The sequence below is a fragment of the Streptomyces sp. CNH189 genome (assembly GCF_000527195.1).
Window position 1 is genome coordinate 95,045 of record NZ_AZUS01000011.1, and the last position, 17,133, is coordinate 112,177.

Sequence of the window (17,133 nt, forward strand, 5' to 3'; positions counted from 1 at the left end):
GGCTACTCCCGTCCGAGGGGTCTCAGTTCGTATTTCGGATTGAACAGCACCCGGCGGCCACGGCTCATGGCGATCCGGCCCGATGCGATCAGCTTGCGCCCCGGCTCTATCCCCACGATGGAGCGCCTGCCGAGCCACACCACGTCCAGCGCGGCCGTACCGTCGAAGAGCTCGGCCTCCAGGGCCGGGACTCCCGCACGCGGCCGCAGCGTGACCGTGCGCAAGGTACCAGTAACGGTAACGACCTGCCGGTCCTGGCAGTCACCTATCCGCGTACACCCGGCAGTCGCGGCGTCCTCGCGCAGCTCCTCCGACTCCAGGTCCTCCTGCGAGGACGAGAGCCGGTCGAGCATGCGCCGGAACCGGCCTGCCGGCTTCTCGGATCGAGGAACAGCACTCATATCTGAAGCGTACCGGGGTGCACTGACGGTTACGTACCCCCTGCGTGCCCGGTCCGAACGGACCGGCCTCACTTCTCGAAGCGGTATCCCATGCCGGGCTCGGTGATGAGGTGCCGCGGACGCGACGGGTCGGCCTCCAGTTTGCGGCGCAGCTGGGCCATGTACACGCGCAGGTAGTTGGTCTCCGTCCCGTACGACGGCCCCCACACCTCCCGCAGCAGCTGCTTCTGCGCGACCAGCCGGCCGCCGCCGCGCACCAGCACCTCCAGCAGGTGCCACTCGGTGGGCGTCAGGCGTACGTCCCTGCCGTCGCGGTGCACCTTCTTGGCGGCCAGGTCGACGGTGAACGCCTCGGTCTCCACGACCAGGTCTGCCCCGTCTCCGACGGGCTCCGCGCGGCGTACGGCGGCCCGCAGCCGGGCCAGCAGCTCGTCCATGCCGAAGGGCTTGGTGACGTAGTCGTCGGCGCCGGCGTCCAGCGCCTGCACCTTCTCGGCGGAGGCGTGCCGCGCGGACAGCACCAGGACCGGCACCCGGGTCCACTCGCGCAGACGCCGGATCACCTCGACGCCGTCCATGTCGGGCAGGCCCAGGTCGAGGACGACCACGTCCGGGTGGCGGGCGGTCGCCGCGCGCAGGGCACCGGCACCGTCCACGGCGGAGTCGACGTCGTACGACCGTGCCTTGAGGTTGATCACCAGGGCACGCACGATGGCCGGGTCGTCGTCGACCACCAGCACACGGGTCATGACAACCGCCTCCCCTTCTCCACGTCCCCCCGACCGCACACGGGATCTCCGTCCTCCCGGCCACCCACGAAGTCTTCGCCCACCCGACCAGGCCCGACGCCCCCGGGCCGGGGCGGGAGCCCGGCAGCCCCGGATTCCGGCGGGGCACCCGCTCCTGCTAGCCCGGGCGGCACCTCTACCGATGCGGGCGAGGCACCGGCCCTCGCGGGTTCGGACCCGACGCCCGTCCCCGAGGCGCCGTCGGCGACCCGACCGCGCAGAGGATCACCGGTCGCCCGGTCGTGCGCGAAGTCTCCGGCCGTCCCGTCACGCGCGAAGTCGCCGCCCGCCCGGCCGGGCCCGGCGTCCCGGGGCCCGGGCGGGGTGCCGGGTTCCGTGAGCCCGGGCGGGATGCCGGGTTCCGGGGGCTCGGGGTCGGGGTCCGTCGGGCCGGGCCGTCCGGTCGCGTCCGCGGGCCGGGGCGCCGTGTCCGGCGCCGGGCGGCCCGGCTCGGTGGGCGGGGGTGGGGCCGTCGGGCGGGGGGCGGTCGCGCGCAGGGTGAGGGTCATGGTGAGCCCCCCACCGGGGGTGTCCTCCGCGTTCAGGGTGCCGCCCATCGCCTCCGTGAAGCCCCGGGCGACCGCCAGGCCGAGGCCGACGCCCGCACCGCGCGGGGCGTCGCCGTGCCGTTGGAAGGGCTCGAAGATGCTGTCCTTGGCCTCGTCGGGGACGCCGGGGCCGCGGTCGACGACCCGCACCTCGACCCGGTCGGCGAGGGCGCTGGCGGCCACCAGGACCCTCTCCCCCGGCGGGCTGTACTTCACGGCGTTCTCGATCACGTTGGCCATCGCCCGCTCCAGCAGTCCGGGGTCCGCGGCGACCATGGGCAGCGCCTCGGGGACGTCCAGGGTGACGCTGCCCTCCGGCACACCGCCGAGCGCGCGCGGCACCACCTCGTCCAGGTCGGTCCCGCGCATCAGCGGCGCGACGGTGCCGGTGTGCAGGCGGGACATGTCCAGCAGGTTGCCCACCAGGTGGTCCAGCCGGTCCGCGCCGTCCTCGATGCCTTCGAGCAGCTCGGCCCGGTCCTCGTCCGACCACTCGACGTCCTCGGAGCGCAGCGAGGAGACGGCCGCCTTGATCCCGGCCAGCGGGGTGCGCAGGTCGTGGCTGACGGCCGCGAGCAGCGCGGTACGGATGCGGTTGCGCTCGGCGAGGGCGAGGGCGCGGTCGGCCTCCTCCCGCAGCCGCCGGCGGTCCAGGACCACGGCGGCCTGCGCGGCGAACGCGGCCAGCACCCTGCGGTCCTCGGCGGGCGGCACCCGGCCGGTCAGCGCCAGCGCCATGTGGTCCCCGACGGGCACCTCGACGTCCGCGTCCTCGGGCCGTTCGACCGGCCTCCCCCGGCCGGCCCGTCCCGCGCAGGTCCACGGCTCGACGTCGCCCGCGCGTTCCAGCAGCGCGGCGGACTCCATGCCGAAGGTCTCGCGGACCCGCTCCAGCAGGTCCTCCAGGCCGGTCTCGCCGCGCAGCACGTTGCCCGCGAGGAAGGACAGGATCTCCGACTCGGCGCGCAGCCGGGCCGCCTGGTGGGTGCGCCGGGCCGCGAGATCGACCACGGACGCCACCGACGCCCCGACAGCGACAAAAATCACGATGGCGATGATGTTCCGCGGGCCGGAGACGCTCCAGGTGTGCAGGGGCGGGGTGTAGAGGAAGTTGAGCAGCAGCGAGCCGACCGCCGCCGAGGCGAGCGCCGGCCACAGCCCGCCGAGCAGTGCCGCAGCCACCGTCACCGCCAGGAACAGCAGCATGTCGATGGCGAGGCCCGGGTCGACGGCGCTCAGCAGCACCGCCAGGGCCGCGGGCCCGGCCGTCCCGACCGCCCAGCCCCAGGCCAGCCGCAGGCGTCCCAGCCGGGCACCGCGGGCGACCGGCAGGCCGCGTCCCTTGGCGACCTCCTCGTGGGTGACGATGTGCACGTCCATGTCGGGCCCGCAGTCCCGCGCGACCGTCGCGCCGACGCCGGGGCCGAAGACGTACTGCCAGGCCCTGCGGCGGGAGGAGCCCAGCACGATCTGCGTGGCGTTGGCGCCGCGCGCGAAGTCCAGCAGGGCGGCGGGTATGTCGTCGCCGACGACGTGGTGGAAGCTGCCGCCGAGGTCCTCCACGAGGGTGCGCTGGGCGGCCAGCTCCCCGGGCGAGGCTGAGGTGAGCCCGTCGCTGCGGGATATGTACACGGCGAGCAGTTGCCCGCCGGCGCCCTTCTCCGCGAGCCGCGCGGCCCGCCGGATGAGCGTGCGGCCCTCGGGTCCGCCGGTCAGGCCGACCACGATCCGCTCGCGGGAGCCCCAGATCGCCGAGACCTCGTGCTCGCTGCGGTAGCGCTGGAGGTGGGCGTCGACCCGGTCGGCGACCCACAGCAGGGCCAGTTCGCGCAGCGCGGCGAGGTTGCCGGGGCGGAAGTAGTTGGAGAGGGCGGCGTCGACCTGGTCGGGCTGGTGGATGTTGCCGTGCGCCATGCGGCGGCGCAGCGCCTCGGGCGTCATGTCGACCAGTTCCACCTGGTCGGCCCGGCGCACCACCTCGTCCGGCACGGTCTCCCGCTCCCGTACGCCGGTGATGGCCTCCACGACGTCGCCCAGCGACTCCAGGTGCTGGATGTCGACCGTCGAGAGCACGTCGATCCCGGCGGCCAGCAGCTCCTCCACGTCCTGCCAGCGCTTGGCGTTGCGTGAGCCGGGGACGTTGGTGTGGGCGAGCTCGTCGACCAGGGCGACCCGGGGGCGGCGGGCGAGGACGGCGTCCAGGTCCATCTCCGGGACGACGGCGCCGCCGTGCTCCAGCTCCCGGTACGGGACGCGTTCCAGCCCGGTCAGCAGCGCCTCGGTGCGGGGCCTGCCGTGCGTCTCGACGAAGGCGACGACGCAGTCGGTGCCCCGCTCGGCACGCCGGTGCGCCTCGGCGAGCATCGCGTAGGTCTTGCCCACGCCTGGTGCCGCACCGAGGTGGATCCGAAGCTTGCCGCGTCCCATGGCCCCATTGTCTTCCGCTCCTGTGTCGCGGAGTCGACCTTAGGTCGCCGTGCGCGCGGGACGGGCGGTGGGAGGGGCGCGCGGACCGTCCTTGACGCAACCCTGACGCGGGGACGGGCCGGCCGGGCGGTCAGTGCTCGACGATCTCGCCGTCGTTGAGCTCCAGGACCCGGTCGGCCAGATCGAGCAGCGTGGCGTCGTGGGTGGCGACGAGCGCGGTGACGTTCTCGCTGCGGACGACCGCACGCAGCAGCTCCATCACGGCGTGCCCGGTCTCGGCGTCGAGCTGTCCGGTGGGCTCGTCGGCGATGAGGAGGGAGGGGTTGTTGGCGAGGGCTCGGGCGATGGCGACCCGCTGCTGCTGGCCGCCGGAGAGTTCGCCGGGCCGCTGGGCGGCGTGGTCGGCGAGGCCGACGAGGGACAGCAGCAGGTCGACGCGCTCCTCACGCTCGCGCGGGTCGGCCCCGCGCAGGCGCAGCGGGACGCCGACGTTCTCGGCGGCGCTGAGGATGGGGATGAGGCCGAAGGACTGGAAGACGAAGCCGACGTGGTCGCGGCGCAGGGCGAGCAGGCCGTTCTCGTCGAGACCGGCGAGGTCGCGTCCGCCGACGTCGACCTGGCCCCGGTCGGGGGTGTCGAGGCCGCCGACGATGTTCAGCAGTGTGGTCTTGCCCGATCCGGAGCGTCCCTTGAGGGCGACGAGTTCGCCGGGCGGGATCTCGAAGGAGACGCCGCGCAGCGCGTGCACCGCGGCGGCTCCGCTGCCGTACGACTTGTGCACGTCCTCGACGCGCACCATGGTCTCGGTGACCGTCCGACCCATGTGCCTGCCCCTCCCCGTGAACCGGGCGCCAGTATTGCTGCCCGGCGCCCGGCTGATCAACGGGGTCAGGCCGGGTTGTCCCCATGTGTGAGGGTTTCCCACGCGACGAACAGGTTGTTGGTGCCGGCGGGGCGGGTGCCTTCGGTCAGCGCCTGGGTGTTGGTCATGGCGTGGCCGAGGCGGTTGTGCAGGGCGTTGTAGCCGACCTCGGTGACCGGGCCGAGGCCGCGGTGCAGGGTGCCTCCGCACAGCCAGCCGGGAGCGGCCTCGCCCCGCTCGTACTTCGCCTGGAAGCCCAGCCCGTGCCGCAGCCGCTCGCCGACGTCGGTGCCGTAGAGGTCCTGGCCCTGGATGCGGCTGGTCTCGGCGATGTGGGAGATCGAGGAGAGGCCGTAGCCGGTGTGGGTGAAGTCGCGGCAGGTCTCCTGGGTGAGGCCGGTGACGAAGGTGGACTGGTTCTGCCAGTACCTGACGATCTTGTCCCGGGTGTCGAGGTTCTGGCTCGGCACGGTCTTCGGCAGGGCGCCGTCGGAGGCCAGGTAGACGTACGCGGCGGTGCGGGTGCGGAACTTCGCCATGGCCTTGTCGTAGGAGGCGCGGTCCTCCAGGTGGACGGAGATGCCGACGGCGGCCTCCATCATCGTCAGCTCCCAGTTCCCGTTGGAGTGGGAGCCGTTGATGATCTCGGGCAGGTAGACGTCGCGGAGCACGGTGGCGAAGCGGCCCGCGCCGGGCCAGCCGCCGGTGTAGGTGTGCTTGACGATCTCGGCGGCCTTGGCCCAGGAGGAGCCGGCCCAGCCGGTCTGCAGGGGCGCGTTGCTGTTGGTGTGGTCGCGGATCACGGCGGACCAGGCGTCCATGAGCTGGATGGCCTTCTGGGCGTGGCGTCCGTCGCGGGTGACGTACCACAGGAGCGCCTGGGTGTACGCGGCGATCGCGTCCTCGCGCTCGTCGGTGCAGCCGAGGTTGGGGTTGGAGTACGAGCCGCACTCCACGACCGCGCGGGGCCGGGGCGTGCGGTTCAGGTCGGCGTACTTGCTCGCCGCCATGCGGTCGTAGGCGTTCTTCCAGGGCTGGGCGCCTGCCTGGACCTTGCCGCGCGCGAAGTCCAGCTGGCCTTGGGAAACGGTGACGCCGGGGTGCGTGAAGGCGGCGGGGGCCGCGACGGGGGCGGCGTCGGCGGGCGGGGCGCCGGGGCGGAGGACGAGGGTGCCGACCAGCGCGGTGGTCAGCAGGGCGAACAGGGTGGCACGAGCTCTGCGGCGGTGACGTGGGGGTGCAGCGGACATGTGGGGCCATCCGTTCTCGTACGTGAACAGCAGGCGTCCTTTTGAACGCCCGGATGACCCGGCACGGTAGGTCCAGACCAATTCACCGTCAAGGGTCCGCGCACGAGTACGGCCGGTGCCGTCGACGTCAGCCCAACGTCTGCGTCAGCTCGCTGCGCCCCGGCGCTTGCACGACGCGGCCACGGGCCCCGTTGACGATCGGCATGTAGGGCGGGACGTGGCCGCACTCGACGTCCGCGATGATCGGCACGCCCAGGGAGCCGAGCGCGTCGAGGACGGCCTCGTGCTGGCTGAGGGAGGCACCGTCCGGCGCGCCGGTCCGGCCGACGAGGATCGCGTTGGCGTGGTCGAAGAACCCGGCCAGCCGCATGCCGTGCAGGTTCCGGCAGATGGTGTAGGCGTTGTCCTCGGCGGCCTCCACGTACACGAGGAGCCCTTCCGGCGCCTCGTCGCGGGCGAAGGCCGAGACGTCGAGGTACGGCGTGCCCGCGAGGTTGCACAGCGTCTCGACACACCCACCGATCAGCCTGCCCTCGGCCTCCACGGGGCCGTCGCCGTCGAGCCGGGTCCAGGTGCCCCGCGCGTCGAGCGTGTACTCCCGTACGTCGGGGAAGGCGGCGAAGTCGTCGAAGCCGACGGTCCGGTGGCGGCCGGGCGGGGTCTGCGTGAACCGGTGACCCGCGGGGGCGGCGACGACGTCGAGCCACGACAGCAGGCCCTCGGGCACGCGATAGGGCGTGTCCATCAGATTGTTGCCGTGCAACGTCGCCGTGCCGGTGAGCAGCGTCAGCGGGGTCATCAGGGTCGAGAGGTCGGAGAAGCCGACGAGCCAGGTCGGCTCCGCCTCACGCAGCCGGTCCCAGTCGAGCAGCGGGATCAGGTCGATGGCGGTCTCCCCGCCCCACGGCGGCACGACGGCCTTGATGGCGGGGTCGGTCAGCATCGCCGTCAGCTCGCGCGCACGGTCGGCGGCCGGGGCGCCGACGTGCCCGGAGCCGTCCAGGCACTCCCCGACGACGACCTCGTAGCCGCGTGCGCGCAGGTCATGGAGGGCGACGTCCAGCCGCGCGAGCAGGGGCTTCGGGACACCGCTCGACGGAGCGGTCACACCCACACGGTCACCGGGGCGCAGGGGGCGCGGGTAGCGAACTGACATGCGCCGGATCCTGACACAACGCCCACACGCGCCGACAGCGGATTTCGCCACCGAACCACCTGGTCGACGCAGCCGAGTTGAACCACGGCGGCCCCTGCGGCCGGACTTCCGCCCCGGCACCCACGGGGAGTGGCCGGCCGGGGGCTCCGCGGGCCAGCCGGAGGGAGCCGGGACCGGAGGGCCGGTCGTGAGCGACCGGGGCCGGAGGCCGGTCGTGAGCGACCGGGGCCGGAGGACGGCCGAAGGGGGCGGGGCCGGAGCGAGCGGCACCGCACCCGCTCCGGCGCGGGTTCAGCGGACCTCGGTGATCTCCGGGCCACGCTGGAGGCGGCTCATGCCGCCGGCGAAGCGGGAGCCGCCCTCGTCCTGCTGCACGTTCTCGGGGACCATCTGCGCGTCGTTCGGCAGCTGCAGGACGATCGGGTCGCGCGGGGCCATCGGGCCCTCACCGCGCACCACCACGGTGTCCCGGAAGATCTGCTCCAGCAGTCCGGCGGCCTGCGGCTGCACCGCGCCCTGACCGGAGATCACACCGCGCAGGAACCAGCGGGGGCCGTCCACGCCGACGAACCGCACGACCTGGAAGCCGCCGGTGCCGTCCGGCAGCTGCACCGGGACCTGGGCGCGCAGCTCCCAGCCGAGCGGGCCCTCGACCTCGTCGATGATGCCGCCCTGCTGGGTGATGCCGGTCGCGATCTCCTCGCGCACCTCACCCCAGATGCCCTCACGCTTGGGCGCGGCGAAGGCCTGCAGCTGGACGGCGCTGTCGCGCAGCACGACGGTCGCCGCGACGATCGCGTCACCCGCGACCTCCACGCGCAGTTCCATGCCGTCCACACCGGGCACGAACAGGCCGCCCAGATCGACCCGGCCCTCGCCGGGTTCGCGGACCTCGGAGCTGTCCCAGGGCCCGTCGGGCCGCGGCGCGGGCTCGAGCCTCAGCCGCCCGGCCTCCCCGCCCGCCTCAGCGTCGACACCGTCGACGACCTGCTCGGCCTCGCCGGCCGCACCGTCGGCGGCATCCGTCTTCTTGCGACGTCCGAACACGTCACTGTCCTTCCCGGTCGGATACGACCGAAGCGTATCGATTCCCACCCGCTGCACCGCCCACGGCGGCCTGAACGCTTGTGCCGCTCTTACCTTCCACCGCGGCATGGCCGCCGGTGGATCCGAAGCCCCCCTCGGCCCTGGCCGAGACAGGAAGCTCCGCGACCGACACGAAGCGCACCCTCTCGACCTTCTGCACGACCAGTTGGGCAATCCGGTCGAAGCGCTCGAACCGCACGGTCTCGCGCGGGTCGAGATTCACCACGATCACCTTGATCTCCCCACGGTACCCGGCATCAATCGTCCCCGGGGCATTCACCAGGGCGACGCCACAGCGGGCGGCGAGACCGGATCGCGGGTGCACGAAGGCCGCGTACCCCTCGGGGAGCGCGACAGACACCCCGGTGGGCAGCACGGCCCGCTCACCGGGCTCCAGCACGCACGCCTCGGTGGTGCGCAGATCGGCCCCCGCGTCGCCCGGGTGCTCGTACGCCGGAAGCGGTACGTCCGGGTCGTCGCGCCGGATCCGCACCTCGAGTGCGCCGCCGGCCGGCTCGCTCACGGGTTCACCTCGAAGGCGCGGGCCCGGCGGACCTGGTCGGGATCCTCCATGGCGGCCTGGATCTCCTCCTGCCGGCCGTGGTCGATGAAGTGGTCGACCTTGACCTCGATGAACAGCGCGTCCGCGCGGACGGCGACGGGGCCCTCGGGGCCGCCGATCCGCCCGGTGGCGGTGCAGTAGATCTTGCGTCCCGCCACGGCCGTCACCTCCGCCTCCAGATGCAGCACGGTGCCGACCGGCACGGGCTGCACGAAGTCGGTCTCCAGCCGGCCGGTCACCGCGATCGTGCGCAGCAGCCAGTTGAGCGAGCCGAGCGCCTCGTCCAGGGCGGTGGCCAGCACGCCGCCGTGGGCGAGACCGGGGGCGCCCTGGTGGGCGGGCTGCACGGTGAACTCGGCGGTGATCGACACGCCTTCACCGGCGCGCGCCTCGAGGTGCAGCCCGTGCGGCTGCTCGTCGCCGCATCCGAAGCACTGCCCGTAGTGCGCGCCCAGGAGCTCACCGGGTGCGGGGGCGTCGGGGTGGCGGACGGGCGGTACGGCGTCGGCGGGGGGCTGAAGAGCTGCGGAATTACCACTCACAGGCGCGAACCTTACCCGCCCGCCCTGTGGGTGCTCCGCACGCGCCCGCCCTGGAGCCGGACGCCCGCGGGGAGCGTGCCAAGCTTGGGTTCATGCAGCTCTCCGCCGCCCCGTACGAAGAACGTCTCACCGCGCCCCGCTCCTGGTGGTTCCTGTCCCTCCTGGCCGGGTTCTCCCTCGCGCTGATCATGCTGCCGTTCGGCACCCTGCCGATGCTGGCCGGGCTGGCCGGCGGCACCGCCGCGGCGGCGGTCGTGGTGAGCGCGTACGGCTCGGTGCGGATCCGCGTCGTGAACGGTCATCTGATCGCGGGCGACGCGAAGATCCCGGTGGCGGCGCTCGGCACCGCGGAGATCCTGGACGCGGAGGAGGCCCGCGCCTGGCGCGGCCCCAAGGCCGACCCGCGCGCCTTCATGCTGCTGCGCGCGTACATTCCCGGTGCGCTGCGCGTGGACGTCACGGACCCGGCGGACCCCACGCCCTACGTCTTCCTGTCGACCCGCGAGCCCGAGCGGCTGACGCAGGCGCTCCGGGCGGCGAAGGACGCGGCGGACGCCTCGTAGGCGCCCGCGCGTACAGAAGGGGCGCCGCGCGCACGGGAGGGCCGTGCGGGCGGGAGGGCGGCGCGCACGGGATGTCGCCCGCACGGGGGAGGCCTTAGGGGGCGGAGTGCCCGTCGTCCTTCCGGGGACGGCCGCCCAGCTCCTTCAGGGCGTCCTCGGGCAGGACGTCGTGGGGGTGCTGCAGCGCCGGAAGCGCGGGCAGCGCGTCCCAGGACACCTGGATCTTGCGCAGGTCGTCACGGATGCGGGTGGCGAGCTTTCTGGTGTCGCGCCGGTTCATGACGGCGCCCACGGCCGCCCCCACGAGGAACGGCATCAGGTTCGGCAGGTTGCGTACCGTGCGCTTCATGATCCGCTGGCGCAGCTCGCGCTTCATGCGGCTGTTCAGCGCCGCGCTCACGGTGGACGGCTTGGTCGCCTCGACTCCCCGCTCCTGCGACCAGGAGTTGAGGTAGACGGTGCTGCGCTGGGCCAGGCCGCCCGCCGGGCGTACGCCGTAGACCTCGTGCAGTTCGGCGATGAGCTTCAGCTCGATCGCGGCGACGCCGGTGATCTCCGCCGCCAGTTCCGTCGGCATCGCGGGCGGTACGGGCATCATGGCCGCCGCGCCGACTCCGGCCCCGACCGTCGCGGTGGCCTTCGCGGCGCCCGCCACGAGCTTGTCGGCGAGCTCCTCGGGCCCGAGCCCGGGGAACTGCTCCCGCAGTGTCGCGAGGTCCCGTACGGGCACGCGCGGGGCGATGTCGATGATCCGGTCGGCGAGGTGCGCCAACGCCGCGCGGGCGCGGGCGCCGCCCTTGCGGACGCCTTCCCGGGCCTTGTCACGGACGACGGCGGCACGTCTGCGCGCCACGGGCGCGGTGACCTCCAGGGACGCCGGGAGGTCACCCCGGCCGGCCGGCGCTTCGAGCGAGGCCGACCCGGATCCGGTCCAGCCTCGCTCTCGGTCACGCGTGTCGTGCTGTGGGTCCTCGGAGGACCCTTGGTCCGCTCCCTTCGAGAAGAAGCGGCGCTTCCGCGGTGGGGTCGAGCCAGTCACGGCCGACCCCGCCTCAGTCGCAGTCGCGGCAGATCGGCTGGCCGTTCTTCTCGCGGGCCAGCTGGCTGCGGTGGTGCACCAGGAAGCAGCTCATGCAGGTGAACTCGTCCTGCTGCTTGGGCAGGACCCGGACGGCCAGCTCTTCGTTCGAGAGGTCCGCACCGGGCAGTTCCAGGCCTTCCGCGGCCTCGAACTCGTCGACATCCACGGCCGAGGCCGACTTGTCGTTCCGCCGGGCCTTCAGCTCTTCCAAGCTGTCCGAGTCGACGTCGTCGTCGGTCTTGCGTGGAGTGTCGTAGTCGGTAGCCATGTCGCTCTCCCCCTCTGGGTGTATGCGGTGTCTCCAGCGCACGTAACGCGTGAGAGGCCGGACTTGTGCCCGACCTGAGGCGGAGATTTTGCCTCACATCAAGGTCTGTTACTCAATCGACACCCAACCGGACTCCTCACGAGTGATCGGCTTGGATGGCGAAGGGGACCGTACACGGTCCCGATGCCGCACTTCAAAGGCACCTCACCGTGTACTTCCCGTGATGAGGGCCCCTGAAAACCGGGACTTTTCCGGCCTTACAGCGGCACTCATGATCACGGAGAGTAGATGGCCGAATCGGCGCGTCTGTGATCGATCACACATGAATTCGATTGCGGAGCGACTCGAAAATTCCGCGCAGAGCGAACACATGTCGGGGACGCGGCATGATGTCAGATCGGCAGGGTGACACGCATCACGAGGCCGCCTCCCTCTCTCGGCTGGGCGTAGATGTGTCCGCCGTGCGCCCGGGCGACCGACCGCACGATGGACAGACCGAGTCCCACGCCCTTGTCGCTGCCCGTCCGCTCGGTGCGCAGCCTGCGGAACGGCTCGAAGAGGTTCTCGATCTCGTACGCGGGGACGACCGGGCCCGTGTTGGACACCACGAGGATCGCCTGCCCGTGCTGGACCTCGGTGGTGACCTCCACCCAGCCGTCCTCCGGCACGTTGTACCGCACCGCGTTCTGCACCAGGTTCAGGGCGATCCGCTCCAGCAGCACGCCGTTGCCCTGGACGACCGCCGGGCGGCGGCTGCTGCGGATCGCCACGTGCCGGGCGTCCGCCTCCGTGGTCACCTGGTCGATGGCCTGCCCGGCCACCTCGGCGAGGTCGACGGGGCCCCGCTCGACGATCTGGTTGTCGCTGCGGGCGAGCAGCAGCAGACCCTCGACGAGCTGTTCGCTGCGCTCGTTGGTGGCCAGCAGCGTCTTGCCGAGCTGCTGGAGCTCCACCGGCGCCTGGGGGTCGGAGAGGTGCACCTCGAGCAGCGTGCGGTTGATCGCCAGCGGGGTGCGCAGCTCGTGGGAGGCGTTGCCCACGAAGCGCTGCTGGGCCGTGAACGCGCGCTGGAGGCGCTCCAGCATGTCGTCGAACGTGTCGGCCAGCTCCTTCAGCTCGTCGTCCGGGCCGTCCAGCTCGATCCGGCGGGAGAGGTCCGAGCCGGCCACCGCGCGGGCGGTGCGGGTGATGCGGCCCAGCGGCGACAGCACCCGGCCCGCCATGGCGTAGCCGAAGGCGAACGCGATGACGGCTAGGCCGAGCAGGGCCAGCAGGGAGCGGCTGAGCAGGTTGTCCAGGGCGCCCTGGCGCTGGTGGTCGATGCACTCGCTGATCGCGGAGTTGAACTCGGACAGCGAGAGGTTGCCGTCGGCGATGCCCGGACAGTCGTTGCTGGAGACCTTGAGGCCGTCGAAGTCGACGATCTTGAACAGCGGCTGGCTGCCGGTGCGCAGGGCCTGCGCGGCGAGCAGGTAGATGATCGACAGCAGCAGGATGCCGGCGATCAGGAACATGCCGCCGTACAGCAGCGTGAGCCGTATGCGGATGGTGGGACGCAGCCAGGGCAGCGGGGTGGGCGACCGAGGGTCCCAGGTGGGCTTGGGGGGCGCCGTGGGGGGCGCGGGGGTGGCAGCCATGGTCAGTTGATCAGATCCGGTATCCGGAGCCGGGCACGGTCACGATGACCGGCGGCTCGCCCAGCTTGCGGCGCAGGGTCATGACGGTCACCCGCACCACGTTGGTGAACGGGTCGGTGTTCTCGTCCCAGGCCTTCTCCAGCAACTGCTCCGCGGAGACCACGGCGCCCTCGCTGCGCATGAGGACCTCGAGCACGGCGAACTCCTTCGGTGCGAGCTGCACCTCCTTGCCGTCGCGGAAGACCTCGCGGCGGTTGGGGTCGAGCTTGATCCCGGCCCGCTCCAGGACGGGCGGCAGGGGGACGCTCGTACGCCGGCCGAGGGCCCGCACGCGGGCGATCAGCTCGCTGAACGCGAAGGGCTTGGGGAGGTAGTCGTCGGCGCCGATCTCCAGGCCCTCGACGCGGTCGCTGACGTCGCCGGAGGCGGTGAGCATCAGCACGCGGGTCGGCATGCCGAGCTCGACGATCTTGCGGCAGACGTCGTCGCCGTGCACGAGGGGGAGGTCGCGGTCGAGCACGACCACGTCGTAGTCGTTGACGCCGATGCGCTCCAGGGCGGCCGCGCCGTCGTACACGACGTCGACGGCCATGGCCTCCCGGCGCAGTCCGGTGGCCACCGCATCGGCGAGCAGTTGCTCGTCCTCGACGACGAGTACACGCACGTCGCTTGTCCTTCCTCATGACCGGCCCGGCGGCCTTCGAGAGCGCGCACTCGGGCAGGGGTACGGGTGGGTGTGTTGCCTCCATCCTGCCCTTTTCGACCGTAAGTCGGCTGTAAGGCGGCCGGGCCAGGGGGTGCCCGGCAGCCCGGGGCCGGGGAACCTGCGGGCGAACGGGGCGGGAATACGAGAATTTCTCGCGCGGTGAGGTTTCCGCGGGAGGGAGCTTGGGGAGGACGGGTTTTACATCCCGCGATCACGCTCTGCACGTACCGCACCACCATGCGGTGCACACGGTCCGCTTCCGCAGAGCGGGCGTGGATGTCCGGTACCGTCGCCGCCCGGCCAGCGGCGCTGGGCATCCGCCACGGACGTGATCATCCCTTCCGACGGCACACCCCCGTGCCACCGACCCACCGACCCAGGACGAGGGGGCGCAGCATGGACGCATTCACCGCAGGACTTCTGCAGCGCATAAAGGCGACCGAGTCCGATCTGTCGCGTGCCCGCGACGAGGGCGACGACTTCCTCGTCGAAGTGGAGCAGGGCGAACTCGACGACCTGCGCCGCCTCGCCGCCGAGCACGGCGTGGAAGTCGGCGCGTACAGCGTCTGACCAGCCGGCACAGCACCAAGGACGGGCCCCGACGGATCCAGCCGCCGGGGCCCGCTCCTGTGTCACACACGTGCGCGGGCGCCCGCCGGAAGCAGGTCCGCCCCACCGGACACCGTCCACACGGCCGACTGCCGAGTACGACCGGCCGCCCACCCCATCCCGCCCAGCCGCGCGGACGACCGAGCCGACCGCACGTCCGGTCGCCGGGGCCCGCCCCTGAGCGGGCACCCGTCCGCATGGCCGCTCCCGCACCCGCCCGGCCACCCGATGGCGCCCGGTCGGCCCTCCGGACGGCTCAGACGACCGCGGAACCAGCCACCGGAGCTCCTCCCGAGCGCGCAGCCGGCCCCCGGTGACCGGCCGACCGGCCACATCCGCACAGCCCCACGACCAGCCACCGACTCCGGCCGAGCGGCCATGCTCGCCGCCGATCCGCCTCCACGCGCGCGCCGTGCGCACGGCCAGCCCCGGGCGGCCGGACCGGCCCCCCGGGGCTGGCCTCCATCCGCCGGGCCACTCGGCCGGCTGCCGACTACGGCCACCCACCACCGCCCGCCCGGCCGTTCGGACGGCTCCGCGGCGGGTGCCGGGCTCGGTGCCGGCGGGCGTTGGCGCCGGACGGTGCCCGCCGGTGCCCACGCGCCAAGGAGCCCCGGCGCTGGGATCAGCGTCGGAGCCCCTTGGTGTGCGGGCGGTGTCCGGGGCGCTCCGTCAGCCGGCCGGCACCCTCAGTCGTGCCACGCGCCGAAGTCCTCCAGGAGGTGGAGGAGGGGGTCGAAGACGCCCGGGGAGGCCGCCACCGCGAGCTCGCCTGACGGCGCGCCGCCGGGGTGGCGGCCGCCGGTGCGGGCGCCCGCCTCCCGCGCTATGAGGTCACCCGCGGCGAGGTCCCACGGGTGCAGCCCGCGCTCGAAGTAGCCGTCGAGCCGGCCCGCGGCCACGTCGCACAGGTCGATCGCCGCCGAACCGCCGCGCCGGATGTCCCGCACCAGCGGGATCAGCCGGCGCGCCACCTCGGCCTGGTGGTCGCGGACCCCGGCGACGTAGTTGAAGCCGGTGGAGACAAGCGCCTGGTCCAGCGGCGGCGACGGCCGGCAGGCCAGACGCCGCTCGCCCTCCCAGGCGCCCGTGACCCAGGCCCCGCCACCCAGCACCGCGTGGTACGCCTCGCCGCGCATCGGGGCGAACACCGCGCCGGCCACGGTCACCCCGTCCTGCTCGGCCGCGATCGAGACGGCCCAGGTCGGCAGTCCGTACAGGTAGTTCACCGTGCCGTCAAGGGGGTCGACGACCCAGCGGACGCCGCTGCTGCCGGCCGTGGAGGCGCCCTCCTCGCCGAGGACGCCGTCCTCCGGGCGGCGCTCGGCGATCAGCCCGGTGATCAGCTTCTCCGCGGCGATGTCCATCTCGGTGACGACGTCGACCGCGCTGGACTTGGTGGCGGCGACCGCGAGATCGGCCGGGCGGCCGTCGCGCAGCAGCTCACCCGCGCGCCGGGCGGCCTCCCGGGCCAGCTCCAGCAGTTCCGCGTGCAGGGGGTCGGTCATGGGGCTCCTCAGGCGTAAGGGCTGTCGGCACCCGCGGCGGCGGGGCGCGGGGCGCGGGCCGGGCAGCAGCCCACCGGGCACAGGTCGTGGCCGGCGCCGAGCGCGCCCAGGGCGCACGGGGTGATCTGCCGCCCGCTCTCGGTGGCCGCGCGCTCCAGGATCAGCTCACGGACGGCCGCGGCGAACCGGGGGTCGTCGCCGACGGTCGCGGAGCGCCGCACCGGCAGGCCCAGTTCCTCCGCCTTGGCCGTGGCCTCGGTGTCGAGGTCGTAGAGGACCTCCATGTGGTCGGAGACGAAGCCGATGGGCGCCATCACCACGGCCGGGACCCCGGCGGCGTGCCGCTCCTCGAGGTGGTCGCAGATGTCGGGCTCCAGCCACGGGATGTGCGGGGCGCCGGAGCGGGACTGGTAGACGAGCTGCCAGGGGTGGTCCACACCGGTGCGCTCGCGGACGGCGTCGGCGATCAGCCGGGCCACGTCCAGGTGCTGGGCGACGTACGCCCCGCCGTCGCCGTGCGCCTCGACCGGGCCCGAGGTGTCCGCGGCCGCGTCGGGGATGGAGTGGGTGCAGAAGGCGATGTGCGCGCCGTCCCGGACGTCCTCGGGGAGATCGGCGAGCGACCGGATCACCCCGTCGACCATGGGCTCGACGAAGCCGGGGTGGTTGAAGTAATGGCGCAGCTTGTCGATCCTCGGCAGGTCCAGCCCTTCCTTCTCCAGCGTGGCCAGCGCGTCGGCGAGGTTCTCGCGGTACTGGCGGCAGCCGGAGTAGGAGGCGTACGCGCTGGTGGCGAGGACCAGGACGCGGCGCCGGCCGTCACGGACCATGTCGCGCAGGGTGTCGGTGAGGTAGGGGGCCCAGTTGCGGTTGCCCCAGTAGACCGGCAGGTCCAGGCCGTGCTCGGCGAAGTCCTTGCGCAGCGCGTCCAGCAGGGCCCGGTTCTGGTCGTTGATGGGGCTGACCCCGCCGAACAGGAAGTAGTGCTGTCCGACTTCCTTGAGGCGTTCCTTGGGGATGCCCCGCCCACGTGTCACGTTCTCCAGGAACGGGACCACGTCGTCCGGGCCTTCCGGGCCGCCGAAGGAGAGCAGGAGCAGGGCGTCGTAGGGACTGGCATCGAGCACGTCAGACATGTC

The 17,133-nt window shown here is 73.0% G+C and carries 16 protein-coding genes and 1 pseudogene; 2 read left to right on the forward strand and 15 right to left on the reverse strand.

Features of this window, described 5'->3' with window-relative positions; translation table 11 throughout:
* Window positions 1-2 precede the first annotated feature (2 nt).
* The 9 genes and pseudogenes from B100_RS0116725 to B100_RS0116765 all read right to left on the reverse strand — a co-directional run bounded on the left by B100_RS0116725 (window position 3) and on the right by B100_RS0116765 (window position 9,622).
* Window positions 3-401 (reverse strand): OB-fold nucleic acid binding domain-containing protein, encoded by a 399-nt coding sequence (locus tag B100_RS0116725; protein WP_064751474.1) that lies wholly within the window; start codon window positions 399-401, stop codon window positions 3-5.
* A gap of 68 nt (window positions 402-469) precedes the next feature.
* A complete protein-coding gene (locus B100_RS0116730; RefSeq protein ID WP_024885583.1) occupies window positions 470-1,150 on the reverse strand; it encodes a response regulator in 681 nt (226 codons plus the stop codon).
* 476 nt (window positions 1,151-1,626) lie between these two features.
* Window positions 1,627-4,164: pseudogene (locus B100_RS0116735) on the reverse strand (ATP-binding protein); the annotation flags it as partial.
* A gap of 130 nt (window positions 4,165-4,294) precedes the next feature.
* On the reverse strand, window positions 4,295-4,987 hold the full coding sequence (locus tag B100_RS0116740) for an ABC transporter ATP-binding protein (RefSeq protein WP_024885585.1): 693 nt from the start codon (window positions 4,985-4,987) through the stop codon (window positions 4,295-4,297).
* Between the two features lie 65 nt (window positions 4,988-5,052).
* Window positions 5,053-6,276, reverse strand: coding sequence for an alginate lyase family protein (locus B100_RS0116745; RefSeq protein WP_024885586.1), 1,224 nt, complete (start codon window positions 6,274-6,276; stop codon window positions 5,053-5,055).
* A gap of 127 nt (window positions 6,277-6,403) precedes the next feature.
* Complete coding sequence (locus tag B100_RS0116750; protein ID WP_024885587.1) at window positions 6,404-7,432, reverse strand: S66 family peptidase; 1,029 nt, start codon at window positions 7,430-7,432, stop codon at window positions 6,404-6,406.
* A 291-nt stretch (window positions 7,433-7,723) separates the two neighbouring features.
* Window positions 7,724-8,479: a DUF3710 domain-containing protein gene (locus tag B100_RS0116755; protein WP_024885588.1), complete on the reverse strand. Its 756-nt coding sequence runs from the start codon at window positions 8,477-8,479 to the stop codon at window positions 7,724-7,726.
* A 1-nt stretch (window position 8,480) separates the two neighbouring features.
* Window positions 8,481-9,041, reverse strand: coding sequence for a dUTP diphosphatase (gene dut / locus B100_RS0116760; RefSeq protein WP_024885589.1), 561 nt, complete (start codon window positions 9,039-9,041; stop codon window positions 8,481-8,483).
* Window positions 9,038-9,622, reverse strand: a complete 585-nt coding sequence (locus B100_RS0116765) for a PaaI family thioesterase (protein ID WP_024885590.1) — start codon at window positions 9,620-9,622, stop codon at window positions 9,038-9,040. Before B100_RS0116765 ends, dut begins: the two co-directional genes overlap by 4 nt.
* A gap of 92 nt (window positions 9,623-9,714) precedes the next feature.
* On the opposite strand from B100_RS0116765, the gene B100_RS0116770 reads away from it, so the two are divergent.
* On the forward strand, window positions 9,715-10,185 hold the full coding sequence (locus B100_RS0116770) for a DUF3093 domain-containing protein (RefSeq protein ID WP_024885591.1): 471 nt from the start codon (window positions 9,715-9,717) through the stop codon (window positions 10,183-10,185).
* A 94-nt stretch (window positions 10,186-10,279) separates the two neighbouring features.
* Here B100_RS0116770 and B100_RS34005 read toward each other — a convergent pair whose 3' ends face one another.
* The 4 genes from B100_RS34005 to B100_RS0116790 form a co-directional block, all read right to left on the reverse strand.
* Entirely contained in the window at window positions 10,280-11,224 is a 945-nt protein-coding gene (locus B100_RS34005) for a hypothetical protein (protein ID WP_024885592.1), read from the reverse strand.
* Between the two features lie 13 nt (window positions 11,225-11,237).
* Window positions 11,238-11,534 carry a DUF4193 domain-containing protein gene (locus B100_RS0116780; RefSeq protein ID WP_003993510.1) on the reverse strand — a complete coding sequence of 99 codons (297 nt, stop codon included), beginning with the start codon at window positions 11,532-11,534 and terminating at the stop codon, window positions 11,238-11,240.
* Window positions 11,535-11,926: 392 nt separating this feature from the next.
* Window positions 11,927-13,171, reverse strand: a complete 1,245-nt coding sequence (locus B100_RS0116785) for a sensor histidine kinase (protein WP_024885593.1) — start codon at window positions 13,169-13,171, stop codon at window positions 11,927-11,929.
* Window positions 13,172-13,181: 10 nt separating this feature from the next.
* On the reverse strand, window positions 13,182-13,835 hold the full coding sequence (locus B100_RS0116790; protein ID WP_003993508.1) for a response regulator transcription factor: 654 nt from the start codon (window positions 13,833-13,835) through the stop codon (window positions 13,182-13,184).
* 438 nt (window positions 13,836-14,273) lie between these two features.
* Between B100_RS0116790 and B100_RS37250 the strand changes: the two genes are divergently transcribed.
* Window positions 14,274-14,447 (forward strand): hypothetical protein, encoded by a 174-nt coding sequence (locus tag B100_RS37250; protein WP_199785258.1) that lies wholly within the window; start codon window positions 14,274-14,276, stop codon window positions 14,445-14,447.
* A 728-nt stretch (window positions 14,448-15,175) separates the two neighbouring features.
* Here the strand turns inward: B100_RS37250 and B100_RS0116800 are convergent.
* Window positions 15,176-15,994, reverse strand: a complete 819-nt coding sequence (locus B100_RS0116800; protein WP_024885594.1) for an inositol monophosphatase family protein — start codon at window positions 15,992-15,994, stop codon at window positions 15,176-15,178.
* Window positions 15,995-16,002: 8 nt separating this feature from the next.
* Window positions 16,003-17,130, reverse strand: a complete 1,128-nt coding sequence (locus tag B100_RS0116805) for a ferrochelatase (protein ID WP_024885595.1) — start codon at window positions 17,128-17,130, stop codon at window positions 16,003-16,005.
* Window positions 17,131-17,133 lie beyond the last annotated feature (3 nt).